Annotated in this window: 21 protein-coding genes and 1 riboswitch; of the genes, 4 read left to right on the plus strand and 17 right to left on the minus strand. The window is 69.3% G+C overall.

Going from position 1 to position 24,906, the window contains the following annotated elements:
- Window positions 1-75: 75 nt before the first annotated feature.
- The 9 genes from IU450_RS09320 to IU450_RS09360 form a co-directional block, all read right to left on the minus strand.
- On the minus strand, window positions 76-1,185 hold the full coding sequence (locus tag IU450_RS09320) for a winged helix DNA-binding domain-containing protein (protein WP_195149317.1): 1,110 nt from the start codon (window positions 1,183-1,185) through the stop codon (window positions 76-78).
- A gap of 78 nt (window positions 1,186-1,263) precedes the next feature.
- Complete coding sequence (locus IU450_RS09325) at window positions 1,264-2,787, minus strand: PstS family phosphate ABC transporter substrate-binding protein (protein ID WP_195149318.1); 1,524 nt, start codon at window positions 2,785-2,787, stop codon at window positions 1,264-1,266.
- A 103-nt stretch (window positions 2,788-2,890) separates the two neighbouring features.
- Complete coding sequence (locus IU450_RS09330) at window positions 2,891-3,928, minus strand: PHP domain-containing protein (RefSeq protein ID WP_195149613.1); 1,038 nt, start codon at window positions 3,926-3,928, stop codon at window positions 2,891-2,893.
- Between the two features lie 28 nt (window positions 3,929-3,956).
- Window positions 3,957-4,538: a dihydrofolate reductase family protein gene (locus IU450_RS09335; RefSeq protein ID WP_043695418.1), complete on the minus strand. Its 582-nt coding sequence runs from the start codon at window positions 4,536-4,538 to the stop codon at window positions 3,957-3,959.
- A 63-nt stretch (window positions 4,539-4,601) separates the two neighbouring features.
- Window positions 4,602-5,462: a bifunctional DNA-formamidopyrimidine glycosylase/DNA-(apurinic or apyrimidinic site) lyase gene (gene mutM / locus IU450_RS09340; RefSeq protein ID WP_195149319.1), complete on the minus strand. Its 861-nt coding sequence runs from the start codon at window positions 5,460-5,462 to the stop codon at window positions 4,602-4,604.
- Window position 5,463: 1 nt separating this feature from the next.
- Window positions 5,464-6,177 carry a ribonuclease III gene (gene rnc, locus IU450_RS09345; protein ID WP_195149320.1) on the minus strand — a complete coding sequence of 238 codons (714 nt, stop codon included), beginning with the start codon at window positions 6,175-6,177 and terminating at the stop codon, window positions 5,464-5,466.
- Between the two features lie 22 nt (window positions 6,178-6,199).
- Complete coding sequence (gene rpmF, locus IU450_RS09350; protein ID WP_043695426.1) at window positions 6,200-6,382, minus strand: 50S ribosomal protein L32; 183 nt, start codon at window positions 6,380-6,382, stop codon at window positions 6,200-6,202.
- 53 nt (window positions 6,383-6,435) lie between these two features.
- Entirely contained in the window at window positions 6,436-7,065 is a 630-nt protein-coding gene (locus tag IU450_RS09355) for a YceD family protein (RefSeq protein WP_195149614.1), read from the minus strand.
- Window positions 7,066-7,162: 97 nt separating this feature from the next.
- Entirely contained in the window at window positions 7,163-7,909 is a 747-nt protein-coding gene (locus IU450_RS09360) for a DivIVA domain-containing protein (RefSeq protein ID WP_195149321.1), read from the minus strand.
- A 209-nt stretch (window positions 7,910-8,118) separates the two neighbouring features.
- Between IU450_RS09360 and IU450_RS09365 the strand changes: the two genes are divergently transcribed.
- Window positions 8,119-8,637 carry a GtrA family protein gene (locus IU450_RS09365; RefSeq protein ID WP_195149322.1) on the plus strand — a complete coding sequence of 173 codons (519 nt, stop codon included), beginning with the start codon at window positions 8,119-8,121 and terminating at the stop codon, window positions 8,635-8,637.
- 368 nt (window positions 8,638-9,005) lie between these two features.
- On the opposite strand, the gene coaD is transcribed toward IU450_RS09365, so the two are convergent.
- The 3 genes from coaD to IU450_RS09380 are packed head-to-tail and all read right to left on the minus strand — an operon-like array spanning window position 9,006 to window position 13,508.
- Window positions 9,006-9,491, minus strand: coding sequence for a pantetheine-phosphate adenylyltransferase (gene coaD / locus IU450_RS09370; protein WP_195149323.1), 486 nt, complete (start codon window positions 9,489-9,491; stop codon window positions 9,006-9,008).
- Between the two features lie 52 nt (window positions 9,492-9,543).
- A complete protein-coding gene (rsmD, locus tag IU450_RS09375) occupies window positions 9,544-10,107 on the minus strand; it encodes a 16S rRNA (guanine(966)-N(2))-methyltransferase RsmD (protein WP_195149324.1) in 564 nt (187 codons plus the stop codon).
- Entirely contained in the window at window positions 10,104-13,508 is a 3,405-nt protein-coding gene (locus IU450_RS09380; protein WP_195149325.1) for a pyruvate carboxylase, read from the minus strand. The genes rsmD and IU450_RS09380 overlap by 4 nt, the downstream gene beginning before the upstream one ends.
- A gap of 297 nt (window positions 13,509-13,805) precedes the next feature.
- Window positions 13,806-13,994: riboswitch (cobalamin riboswitch) on the plus strand.
- Between the two features lie 137 nt (window positions 13,995-14,131).
- Here IU450_RS09380 and metE point away from each other — a divergent pair.
- The gene (gene metE / locus IU450_RS09385) at window positions 14,132-16,432 is read left to right on the plus strand and encodes a 5-methyltetrahydropteroyltriglutamate--homocysteine S-methyltransferase (protein ID WP_195149326.1); all 2,301 of its coding nucleotides are present in this window, start codon (window positions 14,132-14,134) and stop codon (window positions 16,430-16,432) included.
- Window positions 16,433-16,776: 344 nt separating this feature from the next.
- Here metE and IU450_RS09390 read toward each other — a convergent pair whose 3' ends face one another.
- The 3 genes from IU450_RS09390 to prpB all read right to left on the minus strand — a co-directional run bounded on the left by IU450_RS09390 (window position 16,777) and on the right by prpB (window position 19,314).
- A complete protein-coding gene (locus IU450_RS09390; protein WP_195149327.1) occupies window positions 16,777-17,148 on the minus strand; it encodes a nuclear transport factor 2 family protein in 372 nt (123 codons plus the stop codon).
- Window positions 17,149-17,275: 127 nt separating this feature from the next.
- Window positions 17,276-18,400 (minus strand): bifunctional 2-methylcitrate synthase/citrate synthase, encoded by a 1,125-nt coding sequence (locus tag IU450_RS09395; protein ID WP_195149615.1) that lies wholly within the window; start codon window positions 18,398-18,400, stop codon window positions 17,276-17,278.
- A 5-nt stretch (window positions 18,401-18,405) separates the two neighbouring features.
- Window positions 18,406-19,314, minus strand: coding sequence for a methylisocitrate lyase (gene prpB / locus IU450_RS09400; RefSeq protein ID WP_195149616.1), 909 nt, complete (start codon window positions 19,312-19,314; stop codon window positions 18,406-18,408).
- Between the two features lie 26 nt (window positions 19,315-19,340).
- Here prpB and IU450_RS09405 point away from each other — a divergent pair, with 26 nt between their 5' ends.
- On the plus strand, window positions 19,341-19,517 hold the full coding sequence (locus IU450_RS09405) for a DUF1737 domain-containing protein (protein WP_195149328.1): 177 nt from the start codon (window positions 19,341-19,343) through the stop codon (window positions 19,515-19,517).
- A gap of 8 nt (window positions 19,518-19,525) precedes the next feature.
- On the opposite strand, the gene IU450_RS09410 is transcribed toward IU450_RS09405, so the two are convergent.
- The gene (locus IU450_RS09410) at window positions 19,526-21,049 is read right to left on the minus strand and encodes an MmgE/PrpD family protein (protein ID WP_195149329.1); all 1,524 of its coding nucleotides are present in this window, start codon (window positions 21,047-21,049) and stop codon (window positions 19,526-19,528) included.
- A 146-nt stretch (window positions 21,050-21,195) separates the two neighbouring features.
- On the opposite strand from IU450_RS09410, the gene IU450_RS09415 reads away from it, so the two are divergent.
- Window positions 21,196-22,617, plus strand: coding sequence for a short-chain fatty acyl-CoA regulator family protein (locus tag IU450_RS09415; protein WP_195149330.1), 1,422 nt, complete (start codon window positions 21,196-21,198; stop codon window positions 22,615-22,617).
- 7 nt (window positions 22,618-22,624) lie between these two features.
- Here the strand turns inward: IU450_RS09415 and recG are convergent, their stop codons facing one another.
- A complete protein-coding gene (gene recG / locus IU450_RS09420) occupies window positions 22,625-24,904 on the minus strand; it encodes an ATP-dependent DNA helicase RecG (RefSeq protein ID WP_195149331.1) in 2,280 nt (759 codons plus the stop codon).
- Window positions 24,905-24,906: the final 2 nt, after the last annotated feature.

Raw genomic sequence — 24,906 nt, forward strand, 5'->3', positions numbered from 1 at the left:
GCCGCCCAGCGTTCGTTCAGCTACCGATGGGTAGTCCGGTGGCCCCGCCTTGCCGGCCCGGCCGGACGCGCCGCCTCACCCCTCGATGACGACCCGTGGATCGTGGTCCGCCGCCACGGCATTCCCGCCCGCCACGATGAACGACAGCAGAGCCTCCGCCTCCTCGCGCACCGCCGCCTCGTCGGACGCGGACAGCGGGTGCCATGGCACGATCCGCAGCGTGGCGCCGTCGAGCGACCAGCGGCCGTGCACGAAGCCGTCGACCAGGTACATCGGCACGCCCGCGGAGGCCTCCCACGCGGTGCGCTTGCGGTCTTCCTCGCTGATGATCCTGCGGCGATCCTTGTGGCCGAGCAGCGCGTTGTCGAAGGCGGGCAGAAAACGCACGGGCACGGGCAGATCCGGCTCGGCCAGCGGCGCGTCCGGCAGATCGAACAACACGCGGCGCTGATCGTCGGTGAACACTCGCAGCCGGGTGCGCAGGTCGTCGACGACCTCGGCCAGCCGGGTGATGCCCGCCCACGCCTGCATGTCGGCCACCGTGGCCGGACCGAACGCGGCCAGGTAGCGCAGGATCAGCGTCTCGGGCTGGGCCGCCTCCGCCATGGGCGCGCCCGTCCATTCCTCGGCCAACCCGACCGTGACGTATCGGTTGCGCCACCGCCCCCACGCGCCGGTCTCCGAGCCGTGCGCCAACGGGACCAGCAACTCGACGGTTTCGGCGAGTCGGCGCGTGTGCCGATCCGGGAAACGCCGGGCGAGCAGTTCGCCCAGTTCGCGGCGGCGCAACTGCTGTCCGGCCAGCAGTTCGCGTCCCGCCGTCGCGAGTTCGTCCAGGTCGACACCGACGATCTCGTCGCGGTAGTACGGCGCTTTCAGCGCGGCGGCGACCACCGGCTGCACCGTCGGCCGCAACCAGCGGAAGTCGGCGGCGTCGGCCAGGTGCACAGTCCGGCGGATCATGGTGGAGCGCACCAGGCTGCGATCACGCAGCAGCGCCGCCAGGTCGTCGTGCCGGAACCCCGCCAGGCGCGCCCACAGGCCCACATAGGGCCAGTTCGGCTCCTGGCCCTGCACCGCGACCAGATGCCGGACGAGATCGAGCGGGGGCAGCTCCACTCGTTCCACCAGCTTCTGGCGGACCAGCAGCGTCCGATTCAGTTCGCGCAGCGACAGTTCCGTCATGCGTCCATCCTCGCCGAGCCCACCGACATTCCGGCGCTCGCGGCGACGCGGCCCCGCCGTGCCGACGGTCCCGGCAGGTCACTGCTCGGGCAGGCAGCGGTCCGGGTCGGGCAGGTCGGCGCACGGCGCGTTGCCGTGCGCGCGCAGCACCTCTTTCCCGGTCTGATCGGTCAGGAAGTGCAGAAAGCTCGCGGCCAGCGAGTCACCGGGCAATTCGCCGTTGCTGTAGGCGTACTCGACTCCCCAGAAGGGGTAGCTGCGCTGCACGGCGGCGTCACGGCTCGCACCGACGCCGTCGATCACGATGGTCGGCAGACCGGCGTCGATGGCCTCGGAGAACTCCGAATAGCCGATGGCGCCGGGAATCTCGGCGACCGCCTTGCGCATGTCCGCGGTCACCTGGACCTCGCAGTGCGCGAGTGCGGTGATGACCGTGCCCTTCAACGCCGTGCAGCTCACGTGCGGGCGATCCGGCTGTGTTCCGTCGAGCAGCCTGCGCTCGAAGGTGTTGCGCGTACCCGAGCCCGGTATCCGGTTGACCAGCACGACCGGCAGGTCCGGGCCGCCCACCGCACGCCAGTTGCCGATCCTGCCCCCGTACAGATCCCGGACCTGGGCGACGGTGAGCCCGCCGACGCCGACGCCGGGATGCACCATCATGGTGAACAGCGACAATGCGAGCGGACGGTGCACCAGTGCCGGATAACCGTTGCCCTTCGCGCCGTCGGTGATCGCGAGCAACCCCGGATTGCCTTTCCCCTCCTCGGCGAGCCGGTCCAATCCGCGCTCGGTCCCCTCGAAGGCGAAGGCGAAATTGGCGTCGGTGCAACGTTTCCGATACTGCTCGGCGGCTTCCCTGACGACCGGTCCGAACGCCGACGACCCGACCACGGTCAGCTTCCCCGAGGCGCACTCCAGCGGCGTCGGCGACGGCTCCAGCGCGGAAACCACCAGCTGGACGATGATCACCAGTACCAGGAACACGGTGAGCGCGGCCATCATCCCGGAAATACCCGTGTTGCTTCGGGTCTCGATGATCCGGCCGCCCTTGATGCCGCCGCGCAGCACCGGCTGCGGATACTCTCCGTCGCCCTCGGAACGTTGCAGGATGGCCAGGATCTTGTAGTGATCACCCGGTCCGAGCGGCACCTTCGGCAGATCGATCACGCCGACGTGTCCGGTGTCCTCGGGCACCGCGATGCCGGAGTTCGCGTCGAGATTGTCGGCCAAGTCGGGATCGCTGAGTTCGTTCACCGCCATGCCGATCACGCGGCGCTGCGGGAAGCGCAGGTGCAGGCCGACCCGCGCGGCATCCGGAGCTTTGTAGTCATGGGTGTCGATCGTGGTGACGCCGCTGTTCTCGATGCGCACCAGAACGACCGAGATGTCCTTCAGGTCAGGGCTCGCGCCGTCGAGCGAGGGGCGCAACTGCGGAAGCACCCCCGGGAACACCGACTCGATCTCGCCGGTGACCGGCGTGTCCATCTGTATCCGGTAGCCGAGCCGCCTGCGGCCCGCGAAGACGAATTCCCACAGGAACGCGCAGATGGGCACAGCGATACCGATGAGCGCCAGAACGATTTCGAGCGGAAAATCGCCCACCAGTTGATCCCACCCCCAGCAATCCGTGTGGACCCCATTCTCGGCGGCGATCACACTCCGACACAGGGGAAGCCGAACTATTCGGCAACAGTTAACCCTTAGGTCATGCTCCTGCGCGAGTCCAGGCCAGCAGATCCGCCAGCGGCCAGGTGTTGATCACCCGTTCTGCCGCAACACCGTTCGCGAGGGCGCGCTCACACCCGTATCCCTGCCAGTCGAGCTGTCCCGGCGCGTGCGCGTCGGTATCGATCGAGAAGTGACACCCCATCTCGGCGGCCAGGCGCAGCAATCGCGAAGGGGGATCGAGTCTTTCGGGCCTGCTGTTGATCTCCACGGCGGTGCCGTAGACGCGGCACGCCTCGAACACCACCTCGGCGTCGAACGTCGACTCCGGCCTGGTGCCGCGTCCGCCCGCGACCAGGCGGCCGGTGCAGTGACCGAGCACGTCGACGTTGGGATCGGCGACCGCGTGCACCATGCGCTTGGTCATGGTCGCGCTGTCGTCGCGCAGATGCGAATGCACGCTGGCCACGACGATGTCCAGCCGGGCGAGCAGATCCGCCCGCTGGTCGAGGGAGCCGTCGTCGAGGATGTCCACCTCGATACCGGTGAGCACCCGGAACGGCGCCATCCGGTCGTTGAGTTCGGCCACCACGTCCAGCTGCTTGCGCAACCGGTCGGCGGACAGGCCGTTGGCCACGGTCAGGCGCGGCGAATGGTCGGTGAGGGCACAGTATTCGTGCCCCAGCGCGGCCGCGACCCGCATCATCTCCTCGATCGGGCTGCCGCCGTCGGACCAGTTCGAGTGGGTGTGCAGATCACCGCGCAGTCGTTCCCGCAACGGCTTGCCCGGCGCCCCGATGGGCTGCGCGGCAGCGCGCAACTCGGTCAGGTACCGCGGCACCTCGCCCGCGGAGGACTGCTCGATGATCGCCGCGGTCTTGGGCCCGATACCCGCGAGTTCGGTCCAGGTGCCCGCTTTCCGCCGCGCCTCGCGCTCCTCGGCGGACAGACCCGCGACGACGTCGGCCGCGCGCCGGTACGCCTTGACCCGGTGGGTTTCCGCTCGGGAGCGCTCCAACCAGAAGCCGATCTCGCGCAGCGCCGCCTCCGGACCGAGCTCCGTGGCGCGGTCCGGCATCCCGGTCGGCTCCTGGTCGGGCACCGCGCTATCGCACCCGGCTGTATTTCACGAAGGCCACGCCGTCTTCGAACACCGTGCTGGTGATCACCCGGAACTTGGCGGGTTCCGGCAGCCGCGACCCGGTACCGAACAGCGCGCGGCCGCTGCCGAGCACGAGCGGGTAGAGCTTGAGGAAGATCTGGTCGATTTCCGGCAGCAGCACCTGCGCCAGCTCACCGCCGCCGCACAGCCAGATGCCCAGCCCGTTCTCCCGCTTGAGTTCCTTGACCTTCTCGATCGGGTTCTCGGCGATCAGCTCCACGGCCGGATCGGGGCTTTCGGGCAGCGTGGTCGAGACCACGAACTGCCGCAGGTGCGCGTAGGGGCTGGAGGTGCCGGTGCGGACGCCGAAGTCGTGGGTCTTGCGTCCCATCAGCACCGTGTCGAAGTAGCGATTGCGTTCCTCCACGCCGAGCGCCTCGCGCACCTTGGCGGGCAGCGTCTCGGGGTACTGCGCATTGATCGACGGACCGTGATCGCCGCCGACGGGGAAGAAATCGACCGAGCCCTCTTCGGTGGCGATGAATCCATCGATGGTCGACGCGACGTAATAGGTGAGCTTGCGCATGCTTCCTTCCTCACGGTCGGGTGACATTCCGAACCGCCCTGAGGAAACGGTAGCTCGCGCGCGCTAGCGACGGCGAGGCTTCGGCTGGCAGCGCGGGCAGGAGTAGGACGAGCGGTTCATGAACCGCTCCCGGATGATCGGCGCACCACACCGGCGACACGGCTCGTGCTCCCGACCGTATACGGCGAGGGCCCGTTCGAAGTAGCCCGACTGGCCGTTGACGTTCACATATAGCGCGTCGAAGGATGTGCCGCCCGCGGCGAGCGCTTCGCCCATCACGGCGCTCACCTCGGCGAGCAACCCGCGCACGGCAGGTCTGGACAGTCCGGACGCGAGGCGGCCACCGTGGATCCGGGCGCGCCACAGAGCCTCGTCGGCATAGATGTTGCCGATCCCCGACACCACGGCCTGGTCGAGCAGGACGCGCTTGATCTCGCTCTGCTTGCCCCGGATGACCGAGACCACGGATTCGACGTCGAAACGCGGATCCAGCGGGTCCCTGGCGATGTGCGCGACCGGCTCCGGCACCAGGGTGCCGTCCACCTCGACCAGCGGCGCCAGCGCCCAGCCGCCGAAGGTGCGCTGGTCGACGAACCGCAGCTGAGTGCCGTCGCCGAAGGTGGCGCGGATGTGCGCGTGCTTCTCCACCGGCGCGTCGGCGGGCTGGACCAGCATCTGACCGCTCATGCCCAGATGCACCACCAGGGCCGCTTCCGGGTCGTCGAAGGTCAGCCAGAGGAATTTGCCACGCCGCTGGGCCGACTCGACCGTCAGACCGGTCAACCGCGCGGCGAGATCGGCGGCGCCTTCGAGATGGCGGCGCACCGAGCGGGGATGGGTGATCGCCACCGATTCGACGACACGGCCCACCACGTGCTCGGCGAGCCCGCGCCGCACGACCTCGACCTCGGGTAGTTCGGGCACGTCAGGTTTCGGCGGTCAGCGCCTCGTAGGCGGCCCCCGCGGCCTTCTGCTCCGCTTCCTTCTTGGACCGGCCGACGCCCTGCCCGTAGGCCCGGCCGCCGATCACCGTGGTGGCGGTGAATTCCTTGTCGTGGTCCGGCCCGGTCGAGGTGATCTCGTAACTGGGCACGCCGAGACCACGCTCGGCGGTGAGTTCCTGCAGGCTGGTCTTCCAGTCCAGGCCGGCGCCCATCCGCGGGCCGCGCTCGAGCAGCTCGGCGAACAGCCGCAACACCACCGAGCGCGCCACCTCGATGCCGTGCTGTAGATGCACGGCGCCGAGCAACGACTCCATGCCGTCGGCGAGGATGCTCTCCTTGTCCCGGCCGCCGGTGAGTTCCTCACCTTTGCCGAGCAGCAGGTGTACACCGAGGCCGCCCTCGCCGAGCCCACGGGCTACCTCCGCGAGGGCGCGCATGTTCACCACGCTCGCGCGCAGCTTGGCCAGCTCACCCTCGCTCTTCGAGGGATGCTCGTGATACAGCCGCTCGGTGATGCTCAGCCCGAGCACGGAGTCGCCGAGGAACTCGAGACGCTCGTTCGTCGGCAAGCCGCCGTTCTCGTACGCATACGACCGATGGGTCAGCGCGAGACGCAGCAGATCCGGTTGCAGGTCGACGCCCAAGGCTGCGAGCAGGCTCGCGTGTGCACCGGACGAGTCGGGTTCGTCGGTCACGTCGTTACGACAGGTCGAACGATCAGACCGCGGCGGTGACCTGGCGGCCCTTGTAGGTGCCGCAGGAGGGGCAGGCGATGTGCGGCAGGGTCTTCTCGCCGCAGGCGCGGTTCGGGCAGGTGATCAGGGCAGGCGCGACAGCCTTCCACTGGCTGCGCCGCGACCTGGTGTTGGAACGGGACATCCGGCGCTTGGGAACGGCCACGACTACTTCTCCTCTGTCCTAATTGCTTTGCCGGTTCGGCTGATCGGTCTTGCTCAGTGGTCTCGGTCGGCCGCACCCTCGTCGGGGCTGCCTGCGCCGGGCGATCCGGAGGCGAATTTAGCCAGTCCGGCCCAGCGAGGGTCAAGTATCTCATGCCGATGGTCGGATCCCGCAATCGCCATCCGCATGCCGCATTCCGGGCACAATCCCGCGCAATCCGGCGTGCACAGCGGCTGCAGCGGCAGCTCGAGGCCGACCGCGTCGATCACCACGGGCTCCAGGTCGATGAGGTCGTCGACCATGCGGTAGACCTCGTCGTCCTCGGTGGTCTGCTCGGTCGTGCTGTCCGGGTAGGCGAACAGCTCGGTCACCCGCAGCGCGACCTCGCTGGTGAACGACTCCAGGCAGCGCGAGCACTCCCCCTCGATCGGCGCGGACACCGTTCCGGTGACCAGCACACCCTCCGACACCGCCTGCAATTGCAGGTCGAGCTCCACCTGCGCGCCCACGGGAACGGCGATCAGATCCAGGCCGATCCGCTCCTCGGTGGTGACGGTGCGGCGCAGTTCGCGCATGGTCCCCGCCCTGCGGCCGAGGCTGCGGACGTCCAGCACGAAACCCGCGTCCGGCGACCGGTGCTTGGCCGAACGGGGACGCGACGTGGAACCGGAACCGGCGGACATCACGAACTCACTCACGATCGAGGGGATACGGGCAACCACTCAACAATAAGCGATCATGCGGTGCGCACCCAAACGCGCCCGACCGCCCTCGGCGCCGCTACCTGCGGAATTCGGAGGCGTAGTCGGGTGCGCCCGCTCCGCTGCGGAGCTGATGACGCCCCCGACCGACTGTGCGCAGCGTGCTGGCCAGCGTCTCCTCGAAATCGGCCAGCCGGGAGTCGACGTAGTGGTCGCATTCCTCGCGCAGCCGATCCGATTCGGCGTGCGCGGCATCGATCACCCTGGCCGATTCGGCATGGGCGGCGCGCACCACCTCGGTCTGGGTGACCAGCCGCTCCTGCTCGGCGAGGCCTTCGGCGACGGAGCGGTCGTAGGCCGCCTTGCCCGCCTCGATCATCCGCTCCGACTCCACCCGCGCCCGGCCGGTCACCGCCTCGTATTCGGCGTTGCCGTCGGCCACCACGCGATCGGCCTCCTCCTGCGCGGAGGCGACCAGGTGATCGGCGTGCGCACTGGCCTCGGCCACCATCCGGTCGGCGTGCGCCTTGGCGTCGGCCAGGATGCGATCGGCTTCCTCGCGCGCCGCGCCGATGGTGCGCTCGGCCTGTTCGTTCGCGCCGGTCACGGCGGTCTCGGCGGCGTTCCTGGCGTCGGAGACGATCTTGTCCCGGTGGTCGAGCACGTCTTGCGCGTCATCGAGTTCGCCCGGCAACGCGTCTCGCACGTCGTCGAGTAGTTCGAGCACGTCGCCACGCGGCACGATGCAGCTGCGGGTCGGCGGGATGCCGCGGGCCTCTTCGACAATGGCGACCAGTTCGTCGAGCGCTTCGAATACGCGATACATGCTCACTACCCTCCTGCGGACTCACGGCGAAACTCTCCGCCGAAGCCCAGTGTGCCCCTCGTCACCGCTCGTGCCGAGTCACTTTCCGGTGTGTCGTGCGGGTGTCTTGCACGCCACAGAAATCAAGTGGAGACCTCCTCTCCGCTTCGTGTTACATTCTTTCGGAGGGTCCATCACCCGCAGAGGGCTTGCGTTCGATCGGAAAGACGATGACTGTTCTGGAACTACCGCGACCGGCGGGAGTGAGCGCCACCAGCTTCTTCGTACCGTGGGTGAGCCCGTATCCGGTACTGCCGAAGGCACCGGACGCGGCCAGGATCGGACAGCTCACCCGGTATCTGCGCGGCGATCGCGCCTTCGCGCAGCTGATCCGTTTCGCGCTGGTCGGCGGATCCAGCAATATCGCCTACGTCCTGCTGTTCTTCGCCATGCACGGCGTCGGGCCGCTGATCGCCAACGTCGTCGGCTCCGTCGTGAGCACCGTGATCGCCAACGAGCTGCACCGCCGGCTCACCTTCCACGCCGCGGGGCGGGTCGGCTGGTTCACCGCACAGTGGGAAGGCGGCGGGCTCGCGCTGGTCGGGCTCGCCATCACGACCGCGGCGCTGGCCACGCTCGGCCTGTGGGCGCCCGGGCTCGGGGACACCGCCCAGGCCGCCGCGATCCTGGCGATCACCGCCGCGGTCGGCGGCATGCGCTTCCTGGCCCTCCGCGGCCTGGTGTTCTGAGCCGCTTCTCCGGGTATTCAGGCCATACCAGTGGGGTGGGACTTGATTTGAGGTCAGGTCTTGCGTTGGCGGGCGCTGGAGTTCTGGTCGTTCCCGGTGAGTTACCCATGTTCTCGCGAGATCAGTGGTTGCGGGCCGCGGCGTTCCGGTGAGTTACCCGCGTTCTCGCGTGATCGGTGGCTGCGGGGCGCCGGCTCGGTTTCGGATCTCCGCGGCGTTTCGCTGGAGCCGACCGGGGGCGAACAACCCGGTCAGTGTCCAGGATAGGTTTCGCGGCTCTGCCGAGTATGGGCTCGCACCGCGGGGCATCGGTGATCTCGCGGACGGCCGGATGCAATCGGCGGACCGCTTTCGCATGGGCCGGGCCGTCAGCTGTTGCGCTCGGCCAGGCGGTTCAGGAGGCGCTTGTGCACCGACGGGGGCAGCATGTCGCTGACGTCGCCGCCATACGCGGCGACCTCCTTGACCAGGGAGCTGGACAAGAAGCTGAAGGACGGGTTGGTGGCGATGAAGAAGGTGTCCACGCCGGAGAGCTTCTTGTTCATCTGCGCCATCTGCAGTTCGTAGCCGAAGTCGCCCGCATCGCGCAGGCCCTTCACGATCGCGGTGATGCCCTGCTCCCGCGCGAAGTCCACAGTCAGGCCCTGCCACGAGTCCACCCGGACGTTACCCAGGTGGGCGGTCGACTCGCGCAGCATCTCGATGCGCTCCTCGACAGTGAACATGCCCTGCTTCTTCGGATTGATCATGACGGTGATGACGACCTCGTCGAACTGGGCCGCCGCCCGGGTGAAGACGTCGAGGTGTCCGTAGGTCACAGGGTCGAACGATCCGGGGCACAGTGCTCCTGCCATGAGCCGACGCTAGCAGGGCGCCGGTGGCCCGGCACCAGTGGCCGACCCGCGCCTACTCGTCCGGCTCGAACTCCGCGAGATCGATGCGTGTTTCGCCGTACCGGCGCGACTTGGCCGGGACGAAGCCTGCGGGCCAGGCGATTTCGGGCGAGCGCGCCGAGCGCTCCAGCACGATCACCGCTCCGGGACGCAGCCACGCGTGCTCGGTCAGCGCGCGCAGGTCGTCCAGCACTGCGGCGTTGTCCACCGCGTAGGGCGGGTCCGAGAAGACCACGTCGAAGCGACCCGCCCCGCCCAGGCGCAGCACGCCGGCCACTGTCGCGATCCGCAATTCCGCGCCGGGCAGCCCGAGGTCGGCGATGTTGCCGCGCACCACCGCCGCCGCCTTGCGGTCGGACTCGACGAGCAGCGCGTGCTCGGCGCCACGCGAGAGCGCCTCCAGCCCGAGCGCGCCGGAACCCGCGTACAGGTCCAGGACGCGGGCGCCCGCGAAGTCCAGCCGGGCGTCCAACGCGCTGAACAACGCCTCCCGTACCCGGTCGGAGGTCGGCCGGGTGCCCGACGGCGGCACCCGAAGGCGCCGCCCGCCCGCCGTTCCGGCGACGATCCGCGTCATCCCGCGGACGACTCCCGCACCGCCAGCTCGATGAGCAGGTCGCCGCCTTCGACCTGCTGCACGGCGCCGATGGCAACGCGACCGACGGTGCCCGCGCGGGGCGCGGTGATCGCGGCTTCCATCTTCATGGCTTCGATGGTGCCGATGGTGTCGCCCGCCGCGACCGAATCGCCTTCGGACACCGCGAGAGTGACGACACCGGCGAACGGCGCGGCGATGTGGCCGGGGTTGGTCTTGTCGGCTTTCTCGGCGGCCGGGATCTCGCTGGCGATGGACCGGTCGCGGACCGAGACCGGCCGCAACTGGCCGTTGAGGATGCACATCACCGTGCGCATGCCGCGCTCGTCGGGTTCGGAGATCGCCTCCAGGCCGATGAGCAGGGTGACGCCCTTCTCCAGCTGCACCCGGTGTTCCTCGCCGCGGCGCAGGCCGTAGAAGAACTGGTTGGCCGACAGTCCCGAGGTGTCGCCGTACTTCTCGCGATGGGCGAGGAATTCGGCGGTCGGGCCGGGGAACAGCAGCCGGTTCAGTGTTGCCCGGCGCTCCTCGGAGCTGCCGGCCAGCCCCTTCTCGTCCGCGGGCGTCAACGGTGTCTCGGGTTTGGCCGCACCGCGTCCGGCCAACGCTTTGCTGCGGAACGGTTCGGGCCAGCCACCGGCGGGGGTGCCCAGTTCGCCGCGCAGGAACCCGATCACCGAGTCCGGGATGTCGTAGCGGCCCGGGTCGGCGGCGAAGTCCTCGACGTCGACGCCGGTACCGACCAGCGCCAACGCCAGATCACCGACGACCTTCGAGGACGGGGTGACCTTCACCAGGCGGCCGAGCAGCCGATCGGCGGCGGCGTACTTCGCCTCGACCTCTTCGAACCGGTCGCCCAGCCCGAGCGCGATCGCCTGCTGGCGCAGGTTCGACAACTGGCCGCCGGGGATCTCGTGGGTGTAGACGCGACCGGTCGGCGCGGGCAGTCCGGACTCGAACGGCGCGTACACCTTCCGCAGCGCTTCCCAGTACGGTTCCAGGTCGCACACGTTCTGCAGGTTCAACCCGGTGTCGTACTCGCTGTGCGCGGCGGCCGCGACGATCGCCGAGAGCGCGGGCTGGCTGGTGGTGCCTGCCATCGCGGCGCTCGCGCCGTCGACCGCGTCCGCACCGGCCTGCCACGCGGCCAGGTAGGTGGCCAGCTGCCCGCCCGGGGTGTCGTGCGTGTGCACGTGCACCGGCAGGTCGAAATTGCTGCGCAACGCGGTGACCAGCGTGGTCGCGGCCGGGGCGCGCAACAGTCCGGCCATGTCCTTGATCGCCAGCACGTGCGCGCCCGCGTCGACGATCTGCTCGGCCAGCTTCAGGTAGTAGTCCAGGGTGTAGAGCGACTCGTCCGGGTTCGACAGATCGCCGGTGTAGCTGATCGCGACTTCGGCGATCGCGGTGCCGGTCTCGCGGACCGCGTCGATCGCCGGACGCATCTGATCGACGTTGTTGAGCGCGTCGAAGATCCGGAAGATGTCGATGCCGGTGGCGGTCGCCTCGGAGACGAACGCGCGGGTCACCGCCTCCGGATACGGGGTGTAGCCGACGGTGTTGCGGCCGCGCAGCAGCATCTGCAAACAGATGTTCGGGACAGCTTCCCGCAACGCGGCCAACCGCTCCCACGGGTCCTCGTACAGGAACCGCAAGCCCACGTCGTAGGTCGCTCCGCCCCACGCCTCGATCGACAGCAGCTCCGGCGTCAACCGCGCCACATGCCCCGCCACTCCGAGCAGGCCGTTGGTGCGCACCCGGGTGGCCAGCAGCGACTGGTGCGCGTCACGGAACGTGGTGTCGGTGACACCGACCGCCTTCTGCTCACGCAGAGCCCGCGCGAAACCTTCCGGTCCCAGCCGCAGCAGCCGCTGGCGAGAGCCGTCCGGCGGCGGCACGCTCAGATCGATCGCGGGCAGTTTGTCGTGCGGGTACACCGTGGTCGGCCGCTCACCGTGCGGCTTGTTCACGGTGACGTCCGCCAGGTAGTCGAGGATCTTGGTGCCGCGGTCGGCGGATCGGCGCAGGGTCAGCAGCTGCGGGCGCTCGTCGATGAACGAGGTGGTCACCCGGCCCGCCTGGAAGTCGGGGTCGTCCAGCACGGCGAGCAGGAACGGAATGTTCGTGGCCACACCGCGGATGCGGAACTCCGCCAGCGCCCGGCTCGCCCGCGCCACCGCCGCGCCGAAGTCGCGACCACGGCAGGTGAGCTTGACCAGCATCGAGTCGAAATAGGCGCCGATCTCCGCGCCCAGGTTCGCGCCGCCGTCCAGGCGGATGCCCGCGCCGCCCGGTGTGCGGTAGGCGGTGATGCGCCCGGTGTCGGGACGGAACCCGTTGGCCGGGTCCTCGGTGGTGATCCGGCACTGCAGGGCGGCACCACGGATGGTCACCGCGTCCTGGCTCAGGCCCAATTGCTCGAGGGTCTCTCCCGCGGCGATCCGCAGCTGCGACTGCACCAGGTCGACGTCGGTGATCTCCTCGGTCACCGTGTGCTCCACCTGGATGCGCGGGTTCATCTCGATGAACACGTGGTTGCCGCGCTCGTCCAGCAGGAACTCCACGGTGCCCGCGCACGAGTAACCGATCTGCCGGGCGAACGCGACCGCGTCGGCGCAGATCCGTTCCCGCAGCCCGGGATCCAGGTTCGGCGCGGGCGCCAGCTCGATCACCTTCTGATGCCGCCGCTGCACCGAGCAGTCCCGCTCGAACAGGTGCATCACATTGCCGTGCTGATCGGCCAGGATCTGCACCTCGATGTGGCGTGGGTTCACCACCGCCTGCTCCAGGAACACCGTCGGGTCACCGAACGCCGACTCCGCCTCCCGCGAGGCCGCCTCGATCGACTCGCGCAGCTGCTCGGGCGCCGCGACCCGGCGCATACCGCGCCCGCCGCCGCCCGCGACCGCCTTGACGAAGATCGGGTATTCCAGCTGCTGCGACGCGGCCACCAGCTCGTCCACGTCCGACGACGGCGCGCTCGAGCGCAGCACCGGCAGTCCGGCGGCTTTGGCCGCCTCGATGGCGCGCGCTTTGTTACCGGCCAGTTCGAGCACTTCGGCCGACGGGCCGATGAAGGTGATGCCCTCGCGGGCGCACGCCGCCGCCAGATCCGGGTTCTCCGACAAGAACCCGTACCCCGGGTAGATCGCGTCGGCTCCGGCCGACTTGGCCGCCTCGATGATCGCCTCGATCGACAGGTAGGCCCGCACCGGATGGCCGGGTTCGCCGATCTGGTACGACTCCGCCGCCTTCAACCGATGAACCGAATTGCGGTCCTCGTAGGGGAACACGGCGACCGTCCCGATGCCGAGTTCGTACGCCGCGCGGAAGGCTCGGATGGCGATCTCGCCACGGTTGGCAACCAAGACTTTCGAGAACATTGACCTAAGGTACCCGGCCGCGTGAACCGCACCGACACGGAATCCCCCTTCGCAAACCTCTTCACAACGCCGACTAGCACCGTTGCGAAGTTGCGTTCACCGGGCCGATACATGGGCGACGCGGCAGCAACCCGTGTGCTGCCCGGAAGCCGGGGCCTGCGCCGGGCCGGTCGCCCGGGCCCGCCACTGCGCGTCCTATGCTGAACGGGCAGCTGGTTCACCGCGGCACGACGAGATGGAGCCCCGACGTCGTGCGACGGAGCCGAGCCCGCCCGTGCGGCGACGTCACGGCGGGCGAGAGGGAACCCGGTGGGAATCCGGGACTGTCCCGCAGCGGTATGCAGGAACGACCGCCGTCACCAGGCACTGGGTCGACCGAGCCGGAAAGCTCCGCGACCTGGGAAGCGACGGCCAGTAGGTCGGCCATGGGGACCAACCCCGGCTCATGCCGGTCCCCCGGGCCGGTGCCCGCGAGTCCGAAGACCTGCCAGCCGTGCCGGGTACGCCGTACCCGGCGGCCACCGCCTCGTGGATTGGGCGTGCGGATCACCGGATGACGTGTCGGGCTCCTCGGCCGGGAATACCCCCGGCATGTCAAAAGGTTCTCCGCTGCCCGTACGGCGATGGCTTTTCATCCTCAGCAATGGAGAAACATCGTGACTGTTGCACAGCAAAAGCCGTTCACCGCAACGGTTCTCGGGCTACCACGAGTGGGGCCCAGGCGCGAGCTCAAGCGGGCCACCGAATCCTACTGGGCAGGCAAGATCGACGCCGACCGGTTGCACGCCGTGGCGCGCGACCTGCGGCACGCCCAGCTCACCGAGTCGCGGGCCGCGGGTCTGGACTCGATCCCGGTCGGCACGTTTTCCTACTACGACCAGATGCTCGACACCGCCGTCCTGCTCGGCGCGCTGCCGCCGCGGGTCGCCGGGATCACGGACCCGCTGGAGCGGTATTTCGCCGCCGCGCGCGGCACCGACACGGTCGAGCCCTTGGAGATGACCAAGTGGTTCGACACCAACTACCACTACCTGGTCCCGGAAATCGGCCCGGACACCGCCTTCTCGCTGCACCCCGAGAAGCTGCTGGCCGAATTGCGGGAGGCACTCGAACTGGGTGTGCCCGCGCGGCCGGTGGTGATCGGCCCGATCACCTTCCTGAAGCTGGCGAAGGCGAGCGGCGGCGCGCCGCTCGCCCGGCTGATCGAGTTGCTGCCGCTGTATCGGGAGCTGCTGCGCAGGCTGGCCGTCGCCGGGGCCGAGTGGGTGCAGATCGACGAGCCCGTGCTGGTCACCGACCTCACGGCGGAGGAGATCGACCTCGTGCAGGTCACCTACGACGAGCTCGCCGACGCCACCGATCGTCCGGCGATCCTCGTCGCGACCTACTTCGGCCAGCCGGGCGCCGCGCTCGCCGCCCTGGCGCGCACCGGCGTGGAGGGAGTCGCCCTCGATTTCACCTCCGGGGCCGACGTCGCCGCGGTGGCGGCCCTGCCCGCGCTGGCGGGCAAGCTGGTCGTCGCGGGAGTGGTGGACGGGCGCAATGTGTGGCGCACCGATCTCGACCGCGCCATGGCCGCCCTCGGCACATTGCTGGGATCCGCTGCGCACGTGGCGGTTTCGAGCTCCTGCTCGCTGCTGCACGTGCCCTACACCCTGGCCGTGGAGACGCGATTGGATGAGCGGCTGCGGTCCTGGCTGGCGTTCGGCGCGGAGAAGGTGGCCGAGGTCCGCCTGCTCGCGACCGGGCTGAGCGAGGGCACGGAGGCCATCGAGGCGGACTTGGCCGCGGTGCGCGCGGCACTGGCGTCGCGGAGGTCGGACCCGCGGCTGAACGACGCGCGGGTGCGGGCCAGGCTGGCCGAACTCGGGCCGGACGCCGACCGCCGCGCCCCCGCCGACCAGCGCCGGGAACTGCAACAGGAGCGGCTGCGGTTGCCCGCGCTGCCGACTACGACGATCGGTTCCTACCCACAGACCGCGAGCATCCGGCTGGCGCGAGCGGCGCTGCGCAAGGGCGAGATCGATCAGGCGGAGTACGTGCGCCGGATGCGCGCCGAAATCGCGGACGTCATCGCGCTGCAGGAGGAACTGGGGCTGGACGTGCTGGTGCACGGCGAGCCGGAGCGCAACGACATGGTGCAGTACTTCGCCGAGCAGCTCGACGGGTTCGCGGCGACCGAGCACGGGTGGGTGCAGTCCTACGGGACGCGCTGCGTGCGTCCGCCGATCCTGTTCGGCGACGTGGCGCGGCGGGAGCCGATGACCGTGGAGTGGATCGGCTACGCGCAGTCGCTCACCGACAAGCCGGTGAAAGGCATGCTGACCGGCCCGGTGACCATTCTGGCGTGGTCGTTCGTGCGCGACGATCAGCCGCTGGGCGAGTCCGCCCGCCAGGTGGCGCTGGCGATCCGGGACGAGACCGTCGACTTGGAGTCGGCGGGCGTGCGGATCATCCAGGTCGACGAGCCCGCCCTGCGGGAACTGCTTCCGTTGCGCGCGGCCGATCAGCCCGGATACCTGGAGTGGTCGGTGCGCTCGTTCCGGCTCGCGACCTCCGGGGTGTCGGATGCGACGCAGATCCACACGCACCTGTGCTACTCGGAGTTCGGTGAGGTGATCGATGCGATCGCCGGGCTGGACGCCGACGTCACGTCGATCGAGGCGGCACGCTCGCGGATGGAGGTGCTCGACGACCTCAACGCGGCGGGTTTCGACCTCGGCGTCGGGCCGGGCGTCTACGACATCCACTCGCCTCGGGTTCCCGGTGTGGACGAGATCACCACGTCGCTGCGCGCGGCGCTGAAAGCCGTTCCGGCCGAACGGCTCTGGGTGAATCCGGACTGCGGGCTGAAGACCAGGGGACGCGTCGAGGTGGAGGCATCGCTGCGCAACATGGTCGCCGCGGCGGCGGCCGTGCGGTGACCCAGCCCGCCTGACCGATGCCCGGTGCCCCCTTCGCCCAGCGAGGGGGGCACCGAATCCTGCACGGCCTCAGCCGGATTCCGGCTCCGGCCGGGGCGGCTGCCGCCGCCGCAAGGTGTACCGATCACAGGGCTCTTCCCGCCGCGTCACGGGCAACTCCCGCGCCCGCGCCCGCATCCCCCGCCGCCACGCCGTATGACAACCAGAACAACGCTCCACCGGCCACCCCTCCTCGAACCTCGACTTATGTCTTTCCCCTCTTGCCTACTTCGACGCACCCATGCCGGATTCGGTTCCCCGCGATTCCGGAACTCGTGTGACAGACGATCGCCGAGCCCTCCGCTCTACAGGCCGAAGGCTCGGTTGATGGCGGCCATGTCGAAATAGTCGCGCCAGGCGGTGATGGCGCCGTCGGCGACTTCGAAGAAGCCCATGACGGGGAGCGGGGTCTCGCGGCCGGCGGAGCGCAGGGTGTCGGTGCGCTCGTTCATGACCACGTTGCCGGATGCGATCTGATGGTGGATGTCGAAGTCGATCGCCTCGAAGGTGGTCAGGAAGCCTGCGATGAAGTCACGGATCGCGGTGCGGCCGACGATGGGTTCCATCGGGATGTTGTGGTAAACGGCGTCCTCGGAGAAGTACGCGCTGATTCGATCCGGGTCGGGGTCGGACCAGCTTCGGCACATCGCACGCACGAGCTCGTCGGGATCGGGCATTCGCTTGGCTCACTTCCTGCTGCCGGAGGACGGGGGGCCGGACCTCTCGATTGAACCAAGCAATTGCTCGGTTGGGAAGAGTGGGACCACGGCCTCCCCGGCTCCGTCGGCGGCAGACCCGCCCCGGTCAGCGGCTGACGACCAGCTCCCGCTGCGGGACCCCGGTGTACTCCGACAGCGGCCGGATCAGCGCGTTCGAGGCCACCTGCTCGATGATGTGCGCGGTCCACCCGGTGATCCGGCTCATCACGAAGATCGGCGTGAACATCCCGATGTCGAAACCCATCAGGTAGTAGGCCGGTCCGGCGGGGAAATCCAGATTCGGCTCGATCCCGGTGGCCTCGCCCATCGCGCGTTCCAGCGCGGCGGACACGCGCAGCCAGCGTTCGCCTCCGGTCACCGCCGCCACCTGCGCCAGTTCCGCGCGCATGGTCGGCACCCGGGAATCGCCGTTCTTGTAGACCCGATGCCCGAAGCCCATCACCTTCTGCTTGTCGGCGAGCTTCGCGCGCACCCATTCGCCGGCCATCTCCGGTTCGCCGATCTCCAGCAGCGCGCGCATGACGGCCTCGTTGGCGCCGCCGTGCAGTGGCCCTTTCAGCGCCCCGATCGCGGCCGTGACCGCGCTGTAGATGTCCGACCGCGTGGAGGTGACCACCCGTGCGGCGAAGGTGGAGGCGTTGAAACCGTGCTCCGCGTAGAGGATCAGCGACGTCTCGAACGCCCGGACGATCCGCGGATCGGGCAGCGCGCCGAAGCACATGTTCAGGAAGTTCGCCGCGAAGCCCAGGTGCGGATGCGGCGCGACGGGATCCAGCCCACGCCGCCGCCGCATGTCGGCGGCGATGACGGTCGGCAGCACGGCGGTCAGGCGCAATGCCTTGGCGGGCAGCGCCCGCTGTGCGGTGGCACCGGAAAGGTCCTCCTCCGGGTCCTCGGCCCCCAGATAACTCACCACCGTCCGCACCACGTCCATCGGATGACAGGAGTCGGGCATCTTCTCGATCAGCGAGAGGATCGATCGGTCGATCCGACGCTGGGCGCGCTCGCGCCGGCACAGCAACTCGAGCTGTGCCGCATCGGGTAGCTCGCCGTACCAGAGCAGGTACGCGACCTCCTCGAATCCGCAGTGCCGCGCCAGATCCGGCACGGCGTAGCCGCGATAGGTCAGGGAGTTGGTCTCCGGCACCACCTTCGAGATGGCGGTGGTGTCGACCACCACTCCGGCCAGGCCCTTCTTGATCTCGGTCATGTCGCTCACTCGCTCACGGTGAAGGTGAATATGTCCGCGTCGAACGCGTTGTACTGCTCGTAGCGCAGCAGTTCGTAGAGCCGGGACCGGTGCTGCATGGTCCCGAGCAGGGCGGCCTGCGTCCCGGTGCGGTCGATCTCGCGCAGCCCCTGCTCCACGGCGTACATGGCCAGCCGCAGCGTCGTCACGGGATAGATCACCGCGTTGTAACCGAGTTCTTCGAGCGCCTGTGCGGAGAGCAGCTCGGACTTGCCGAACTCGGTCATGTTCGCCAGCAGCGGGATGCGCAACGCGGCACGGAATTTCGCGAACTCCGCCGCGTCGGCCAGCGCTTCGGTGAAGATCAGGTCCGCGCCCGCGTCCGCGTAGGCTTTGGCCCGGTCGATCGCGGCGGCGAGTCCGTCGGTGCCGCGCGCGTCGGTGCGGGCGCAGATGACGAAATCCGGGTCGCGGCGGGCCGAGACAGCGGCGCGCAGACGCCGCACCATGTCCTCGACCGGCACGACGGCCTTGCCGTCGAGGTGACCGCAGCGCTTCGGATTTACCTGATCCTCGATGTGACAGCCCGCCAGTCCGGCGTCCTCCAGGAGGGTGACGGTGCGCGCGGCGTTCATCGGCTCCCCGAAGCCGGTGTCGGCGTCGACGAGCACCGGAAGGTCGGTGACCCTGGCGATCTGCTGCCCCCGCGCGGCCACCTCGCTGAGCGTGGTCAGGCCGATGTCGGGCAAGGCCAGTTCGGCCGAGAGCACCGCGCCCGAAACGTACACGCCTTCGAACCCGATCTCCTCGATCAGCCGGGCCACCAGCGGATCGAACGCGCCGGGAAACCGCTGGATCCGGCCCGAGGCCAGACCGGCACGCAACGCCGCGCGCTTCTGCTGTGGGGTCGTCGCCGACGACAACAGGCCGGTCACCGCGCCCACCGCCCTACGCTCATCGCATGACCGAAGCCGAACCGCTGCGCTACCGACTGATCACCGGCGTCGACGACGCTCGATTCTGCGCCCGCGTCAGCGACCTGCTCGCGCAGGGCTATCGGCTGCACGGATCGCCCGCGCTCACCTTCGACGGCGAGAACGTGATCGCCGCGCAGGCGGTGATTTTGGACGAGGACTGACGCTCGCATCAGAAGATCCCTTCGGCAATCCGCGGCGCCCGGGTGAGCACCTCGTCGGACACGGTGAAATTCAGTTGATCCAGCTCACCGGCGGCCAGTTCCGGCGTCCGCTGGGCCGCGTCGAGGAAGCGCTCCTGCTCCGCCTCGTCGAGCACCTCTTCGGCCAGGGTGCGGAACTTGGCGATGTACTGAGCCCGGCCGAACGGACGCGCTCCCAGCGGATGGGCGTCGGCGACGGCCAATTCGTCGATGATCGTCTCCCCGCTCGCCAGCGTGACCACGGCGCGCGCGCCGAATGCCTTCTCCCCGGGGTCGGTGGCGTGGTAGCGCCGGGTCCACTCCGGGTCCTCGGTCGTGCGGATCTTGCGCCACAGCGCGACGGTGTCGGGCCGCCGCGCCCGCTCGGGCGCGTACGACCGCTCGTGGTGCCAGGTCCCGTCCTGCAGTGCCACCGCGAAGATGTAGGGCACCGAATGATCGAGTGTTTCGCGGCTGGCATGCGGATCGAATTTCTGCGGGTCGCCGGAGCCGGTGCCGATCACCACATGCGTGTGGTGGCTGGTGTGCAGCACGATCGAGGCGATCTGAGCCGTATCGCCGATCCGCGCCCGCATCCGGCGCGCGAGATCGATCGGCGCCTGACTCTGGTATTCGGCCGAGTGCTCCTTGGTGTAGCTGTCCAGGATGGCGCGCTTGGCCTCGCCGGGGCCCGGCAGCGGCACGCGATATTCGGCCTCCGGTCCGCCGAGTAACCGGGCGATCACCCCATCGGCGCCCTCCCAGATCGGCGCGGGCGCACCCTCGCCGCGCAGTGCGCGATCCACTGCCTCGACCGCCATCTTGCCCGCGAAGGCGGGTGCGTAAGCCTTCCAGCTGGAGATCTCGCCTTTGCGGGACTGTCGCGTCGCCGTGGTGGTGTGCAGCGCCTGGCCGAGCGCCTGGTAGATCGTCTCGGTGTCGAGCCCGAGCAACGTGCCGATTCCCGCCGCGACGGAGGGGCCGAGGTGGGCGACGTGATCGATCTTGTGCTCGTGCAGGCAGATCCCGCGCGCCAGGTCGATCTGGATCTCGTAGCCGGTGGCCAGCCCGCGGATCAGCTCAGCGCCGCTGCGACCGAGATGCTGGGCGACCGCGAGGATCGGCGGGATGTTGTCACCCGGATGCGAGTACTCCGCGGCGAGGAACGTGTCATGGAAGTCCAGTTCCCGCACCGCGACCCCATTGGCCCAAGCGGCCCACTCGGGCGAAACCCGCTGCCCGACCGGCAGGCCGAAGACCGTGGCCCCGCGCCGGTCTGTGCGCGGCCGGTAGGGCTGCGCGGTGGCCTGGGCGCGCGCGGCGGCCACGGGGCGGCGCGTCAGCGAAGCGGCGGCTACCGCGGCGTTGTCGATGATCCGATTGACGATCATCGCGGCGACTTCGGCGGTGACTTCGACCTGGTCGGCGGCCACTTCGGCGATCTTGGTGGCGAGGTGATCCGAGCGCGGGAACTCCTCGGCGGCGGAACGGGCTCGTACGATGTGTGTCTTCATGCATCCTCCACGACGCGGCGACGAATCTCTCTTCGCACGCTACGCAGATCGGTCAAGACACTTAATACCTCGCAAAAGCATATTTTCGTGGGTAAGAACGCGTGTTTTTGCGATGATTGCGAATAAGCGCAGCTACCATCGTGCACGTGCGCAAGATGTATGCGGGCGCCCGGCTTCGGCGATTGCGCGAAGAGCGGAGGATGACTCAGGCGGCTCTGGCGAAATCGCTGGATCTGTCGCCGAGCTATCTCAACCAGCTCGAGCGCGACCAACGCCCCCTCACCATTCCCGTACTGCTGAAACTGAATTCCACCTTCGACCTCGACGTCCAGTTCTTCGCCGCCGACTCGGACGCGCGCCTGGTGTCCGACCTGCACGAAGTGCTGGTGGACGCCGCGGGCGGGCACACCGCGCCGCTGACCGAAGTCGAGGAGCTGGCGACCCGTCAGCCGGAGGTCGCCAGGATCGTCGTCGCGATGCACCGCCGACTACGCGCCGCCACCGATCAGCTCGACCTGCTCTCCGCGCGGGTCTCCGCGCCCGCGGGCGCGCCCGGGGTGCCGATGCCCTACGAGGACGTGCGCGACTTCTTCTACGACCACCACAATCACATTCCGCAGCTGGACATCGCCGCCGAGCAACTGTTCGAGAACTCCGGGCTCAGCATCGGCTCGCTCGATCGCCAGCTCGCGCGGATCGCCGAGGAACGCGCGGGCGTGACCGTGCTGGTGCGCGGCGACGGCGCCGACCCCACGGTCCCCAAACGGCACTACGACCCGGAGACACGCACGCTCACCCTCGCTCGTCGGCTGCGGCCCGGCCAGCGCGCCTTCCAGATCGCCACTACGCTCGGCTTCCTGCTGTACAGGGAGGAGCTGGACGGCGTCCTGGCCGAAACCCCGTCGCTCAGCGGCGAATCCCGCACGCTCGCGCGGATCGGGCTGGCCAACTACTTCGCAGGCGCGCTGGTGCTGCCGTACGGGCGATTCCTGCGCTCGGCCGAGGAACTGCGTTACGACATCGACCTGCTCGCCCTGCGTTTCGAGGTCGGCTTCGAAACCATCTGCCATCGGCTCAGCACCTTGCAGCGGCAAGGACAGCGCGGCGTCCCGTTCTTCTTCGTGCGCACCGATCGCGCGGGCAACATCTCCAAACGTCAGTCCGCCACCGCGTTCCATTTCTCCCGGGTCGGCGGCAGTTGCCCGCTGTGGGTAGTGCACGAAGCCTTCGCACATCCCGGCCGCATACTCACCCAGATCGCCGAGATGCCCGACGGCCGCCGCTATCTATGGGTGGCCCGCACCGCGGCGATCGCACCGCACGGGTTCGGCACCGCGGCGAAGAACTTCGCGATCGGTCTCGGCTGCGACATCGAATACGCCGACCGCCTGGTGTATTCGGCCGGGTTGCAGCTGGACGACCCGGCCACCGCGGTCCCCATCGGCGCGGGCTGCAAGGTGTGCGAGCGTCCGGCATGCCCACAGCGCGCCTTCCCGCACATCGGCAGTCCGCTGGCCGTCACCGAATACACCAGCACCGACCTGCCCTACCCACGGCTCGGGCGCTGACCAGGCCTCAAGACTTGGCCAGATACTCCAGCCGCTCGGAGTCCACCGCCGCGTGCATCATCCCGGCCAGACCGGGATGCTTGCGCAATCCGGGATCGGACTCCACCACGCTCCTGGCGAAATCCTGGGCGGCGGTGATGACCTCGAGGTCGTCCAGCAGCGACAGCAGGCGCAGCGAGCGGGCTGTGCCGGACTGGGCGGCACCGAGCACGTCGCCCTCGCGGCGGGTGCGCAGGTCGAGCACCGCGAGTTCGAAGCCGTCGGTGGTGGCCGCGACCGCGTCCAGCCGCGCCATGGCCGACCCGCCCGGCGCGGCGTCGGTGACCAGCAGGCACAGTCCGGGGTGCTTTCCCCGGCCGATCCGGCCGCGCAGCTGGTGCAGCTGGCTGACGCCGAACCGGTCCGCGTCGACGATCACCATCACCGTCGCGTTGGGCACGTCCACGCCGACCTCGACCACCGTGGTGCACACCAGCACGTCCACCGATCCGTCGTTGAACGCCCGCATCACCTGGTCTTTTTCATCGGCGGGCAGTCTGCCGTGCAGTAGGCCGACCCGCACGCCCGACAGCGGCCCGCCGCGCAGCATCTCGAACACGTCCAGCACGGCCTGGGTGGTGGGGCCGTCCTTCTCGCCGTCACCGGATTTCGAGCGCCCGTTGCGGGACTTGCCCGTCGCCTCCTCGTCGTCGCCGATGCGTGAACACACCACGTACGCCTGGCGTCCGGCGGCGACCTCCTCCACGATCCGCTCCCAGGCGCGATCCACCCAGTTCGGATGCTGCCTGCGCGGCACCACCTTGGAGACGATCGGCGAGCGGCCTCTCGGCAGTTCGGTCAGCGTGGAGGTCTCCAGGTCGCCGAGCGTGGTCATGGCGATGGTGCGCGGGATCGGCGTCGCGGTCATCACCAGCAGATGCGGGCTGGCGCCCGCTTTCGCTTTGGCGCGCAACGCGTCCCGCTGCTCGACGCCGAAGCGATGCTGTTCGTCGACCACCACCATGCCGAGGTCGAAGAACTCGACGTTGTCCTGGATCAGCGCGTGTGTGCCGATCACGATGCCCGCCTCGCCGGTCACCGCCTCCAGCAGCGCGGCCTTCTTCGCCGCCGCCGACATCGAGCCGGTCACCAGCGCCACGCGGGTGGCGTTGTCGGCCGCGCCCAGCTCGCCCGCGGCGCCCAGCTCGCCGAGCATGCCGCGCAGCGACCGATAGTGCTGCGCGGCCAGCACCTCCGTCGGGGCGAGCAGCGCGCACTGCAGGCCCGCGTCGACCACTTGCAGCATGGCGTGCAGGGCGACGATCGTCTTGCCCGAACCCACCTCACCTTGCAGCAACCGATGCATCGGCTGCTCGCGAGCCAGGTCGGCGGAGATCTCGGCGACGACCTGCTGCTGCCCCGCGGTGAGGTCGAAGGGCAGGCGCTGGTCGAACGCGGCGGCGATGCCATCGGTGCGTGGCACGCAGGCGCGTGCGCGGCGACCGGACACCTCGTGCCTGCGCTCGGCCAGCACCAGTTGCAAGGCCAGCGCCTCGTCGAAACGCAGCCGGTCTCTGGCCTGATCGATATCGGACTTGTGCTCGGGCAGATGGATCGAGCGCAGCGCGTCGGACAGGTTCGGCAGCGCCCGTTCGGCGCGCACGTCCTCCGGCAGCGGATCCTCGAGCGGGTCGAGCTGGTCGAGAACCTGACGCACGCACGCGAGCACGTCCCAGCTCTGCACCTTGGCGGTCGCCGGGTAGACCGGGATGAACTCGCGTTCCATGAACGAGGTGTCCACTCCCCCGGCGCCTTTGGCGCTCTGCGCGAGGCCGCGCAGGTCTCCGCCGCCGCGCACCTTCGTCAACGCGCCGACCGAGTCGTCGTCCTCGGTCTCCGGCAGGATCAGGTAACCGGGGTGGCTGAGGTTCCATTGGCCGGGGCGCCAGTAGTTCACCGTGCCCGACATCATCGCGCGCAGCCCTTCGCGCACGACGTATTTCACCTTGTCGCCGTTGAAGAAGGTGACGTCGACGCCGCGCCCGGAGCCGGTGTCGAGCACCACCTTCAGCAGCGACCCGCGGCGGTTGCGCATCGGCCGCAGGTCGGCCTTGGTGATCCGTCCGATGACCGTGATGTGCGAACCGTCCTCGGGCGCCTCCTCGGTGAGGGGCTGCCCCTGCGTGGCGTAGCGCAGCGGGTAGTGCCGCAGCAGGTCCTCGACGGTGTGCATGTCGAACGCGTCCGCCAGCGAGGCCGCCGCCTTCGCCCCGAGAATGTGGTCGAGCCGATCACTCAGTGTCGCCATGC

The sequence above is a fragment of the Nocardia abscessus genome (assembly GCF_015477775.1).
Classification (GTDB): domain Bacteria; phylum Actinomycetota; class Actinomycetes; order Mycobacteriales; family Mycobacteriaceae; genus Nocardia; species Nocardia abscessus_A.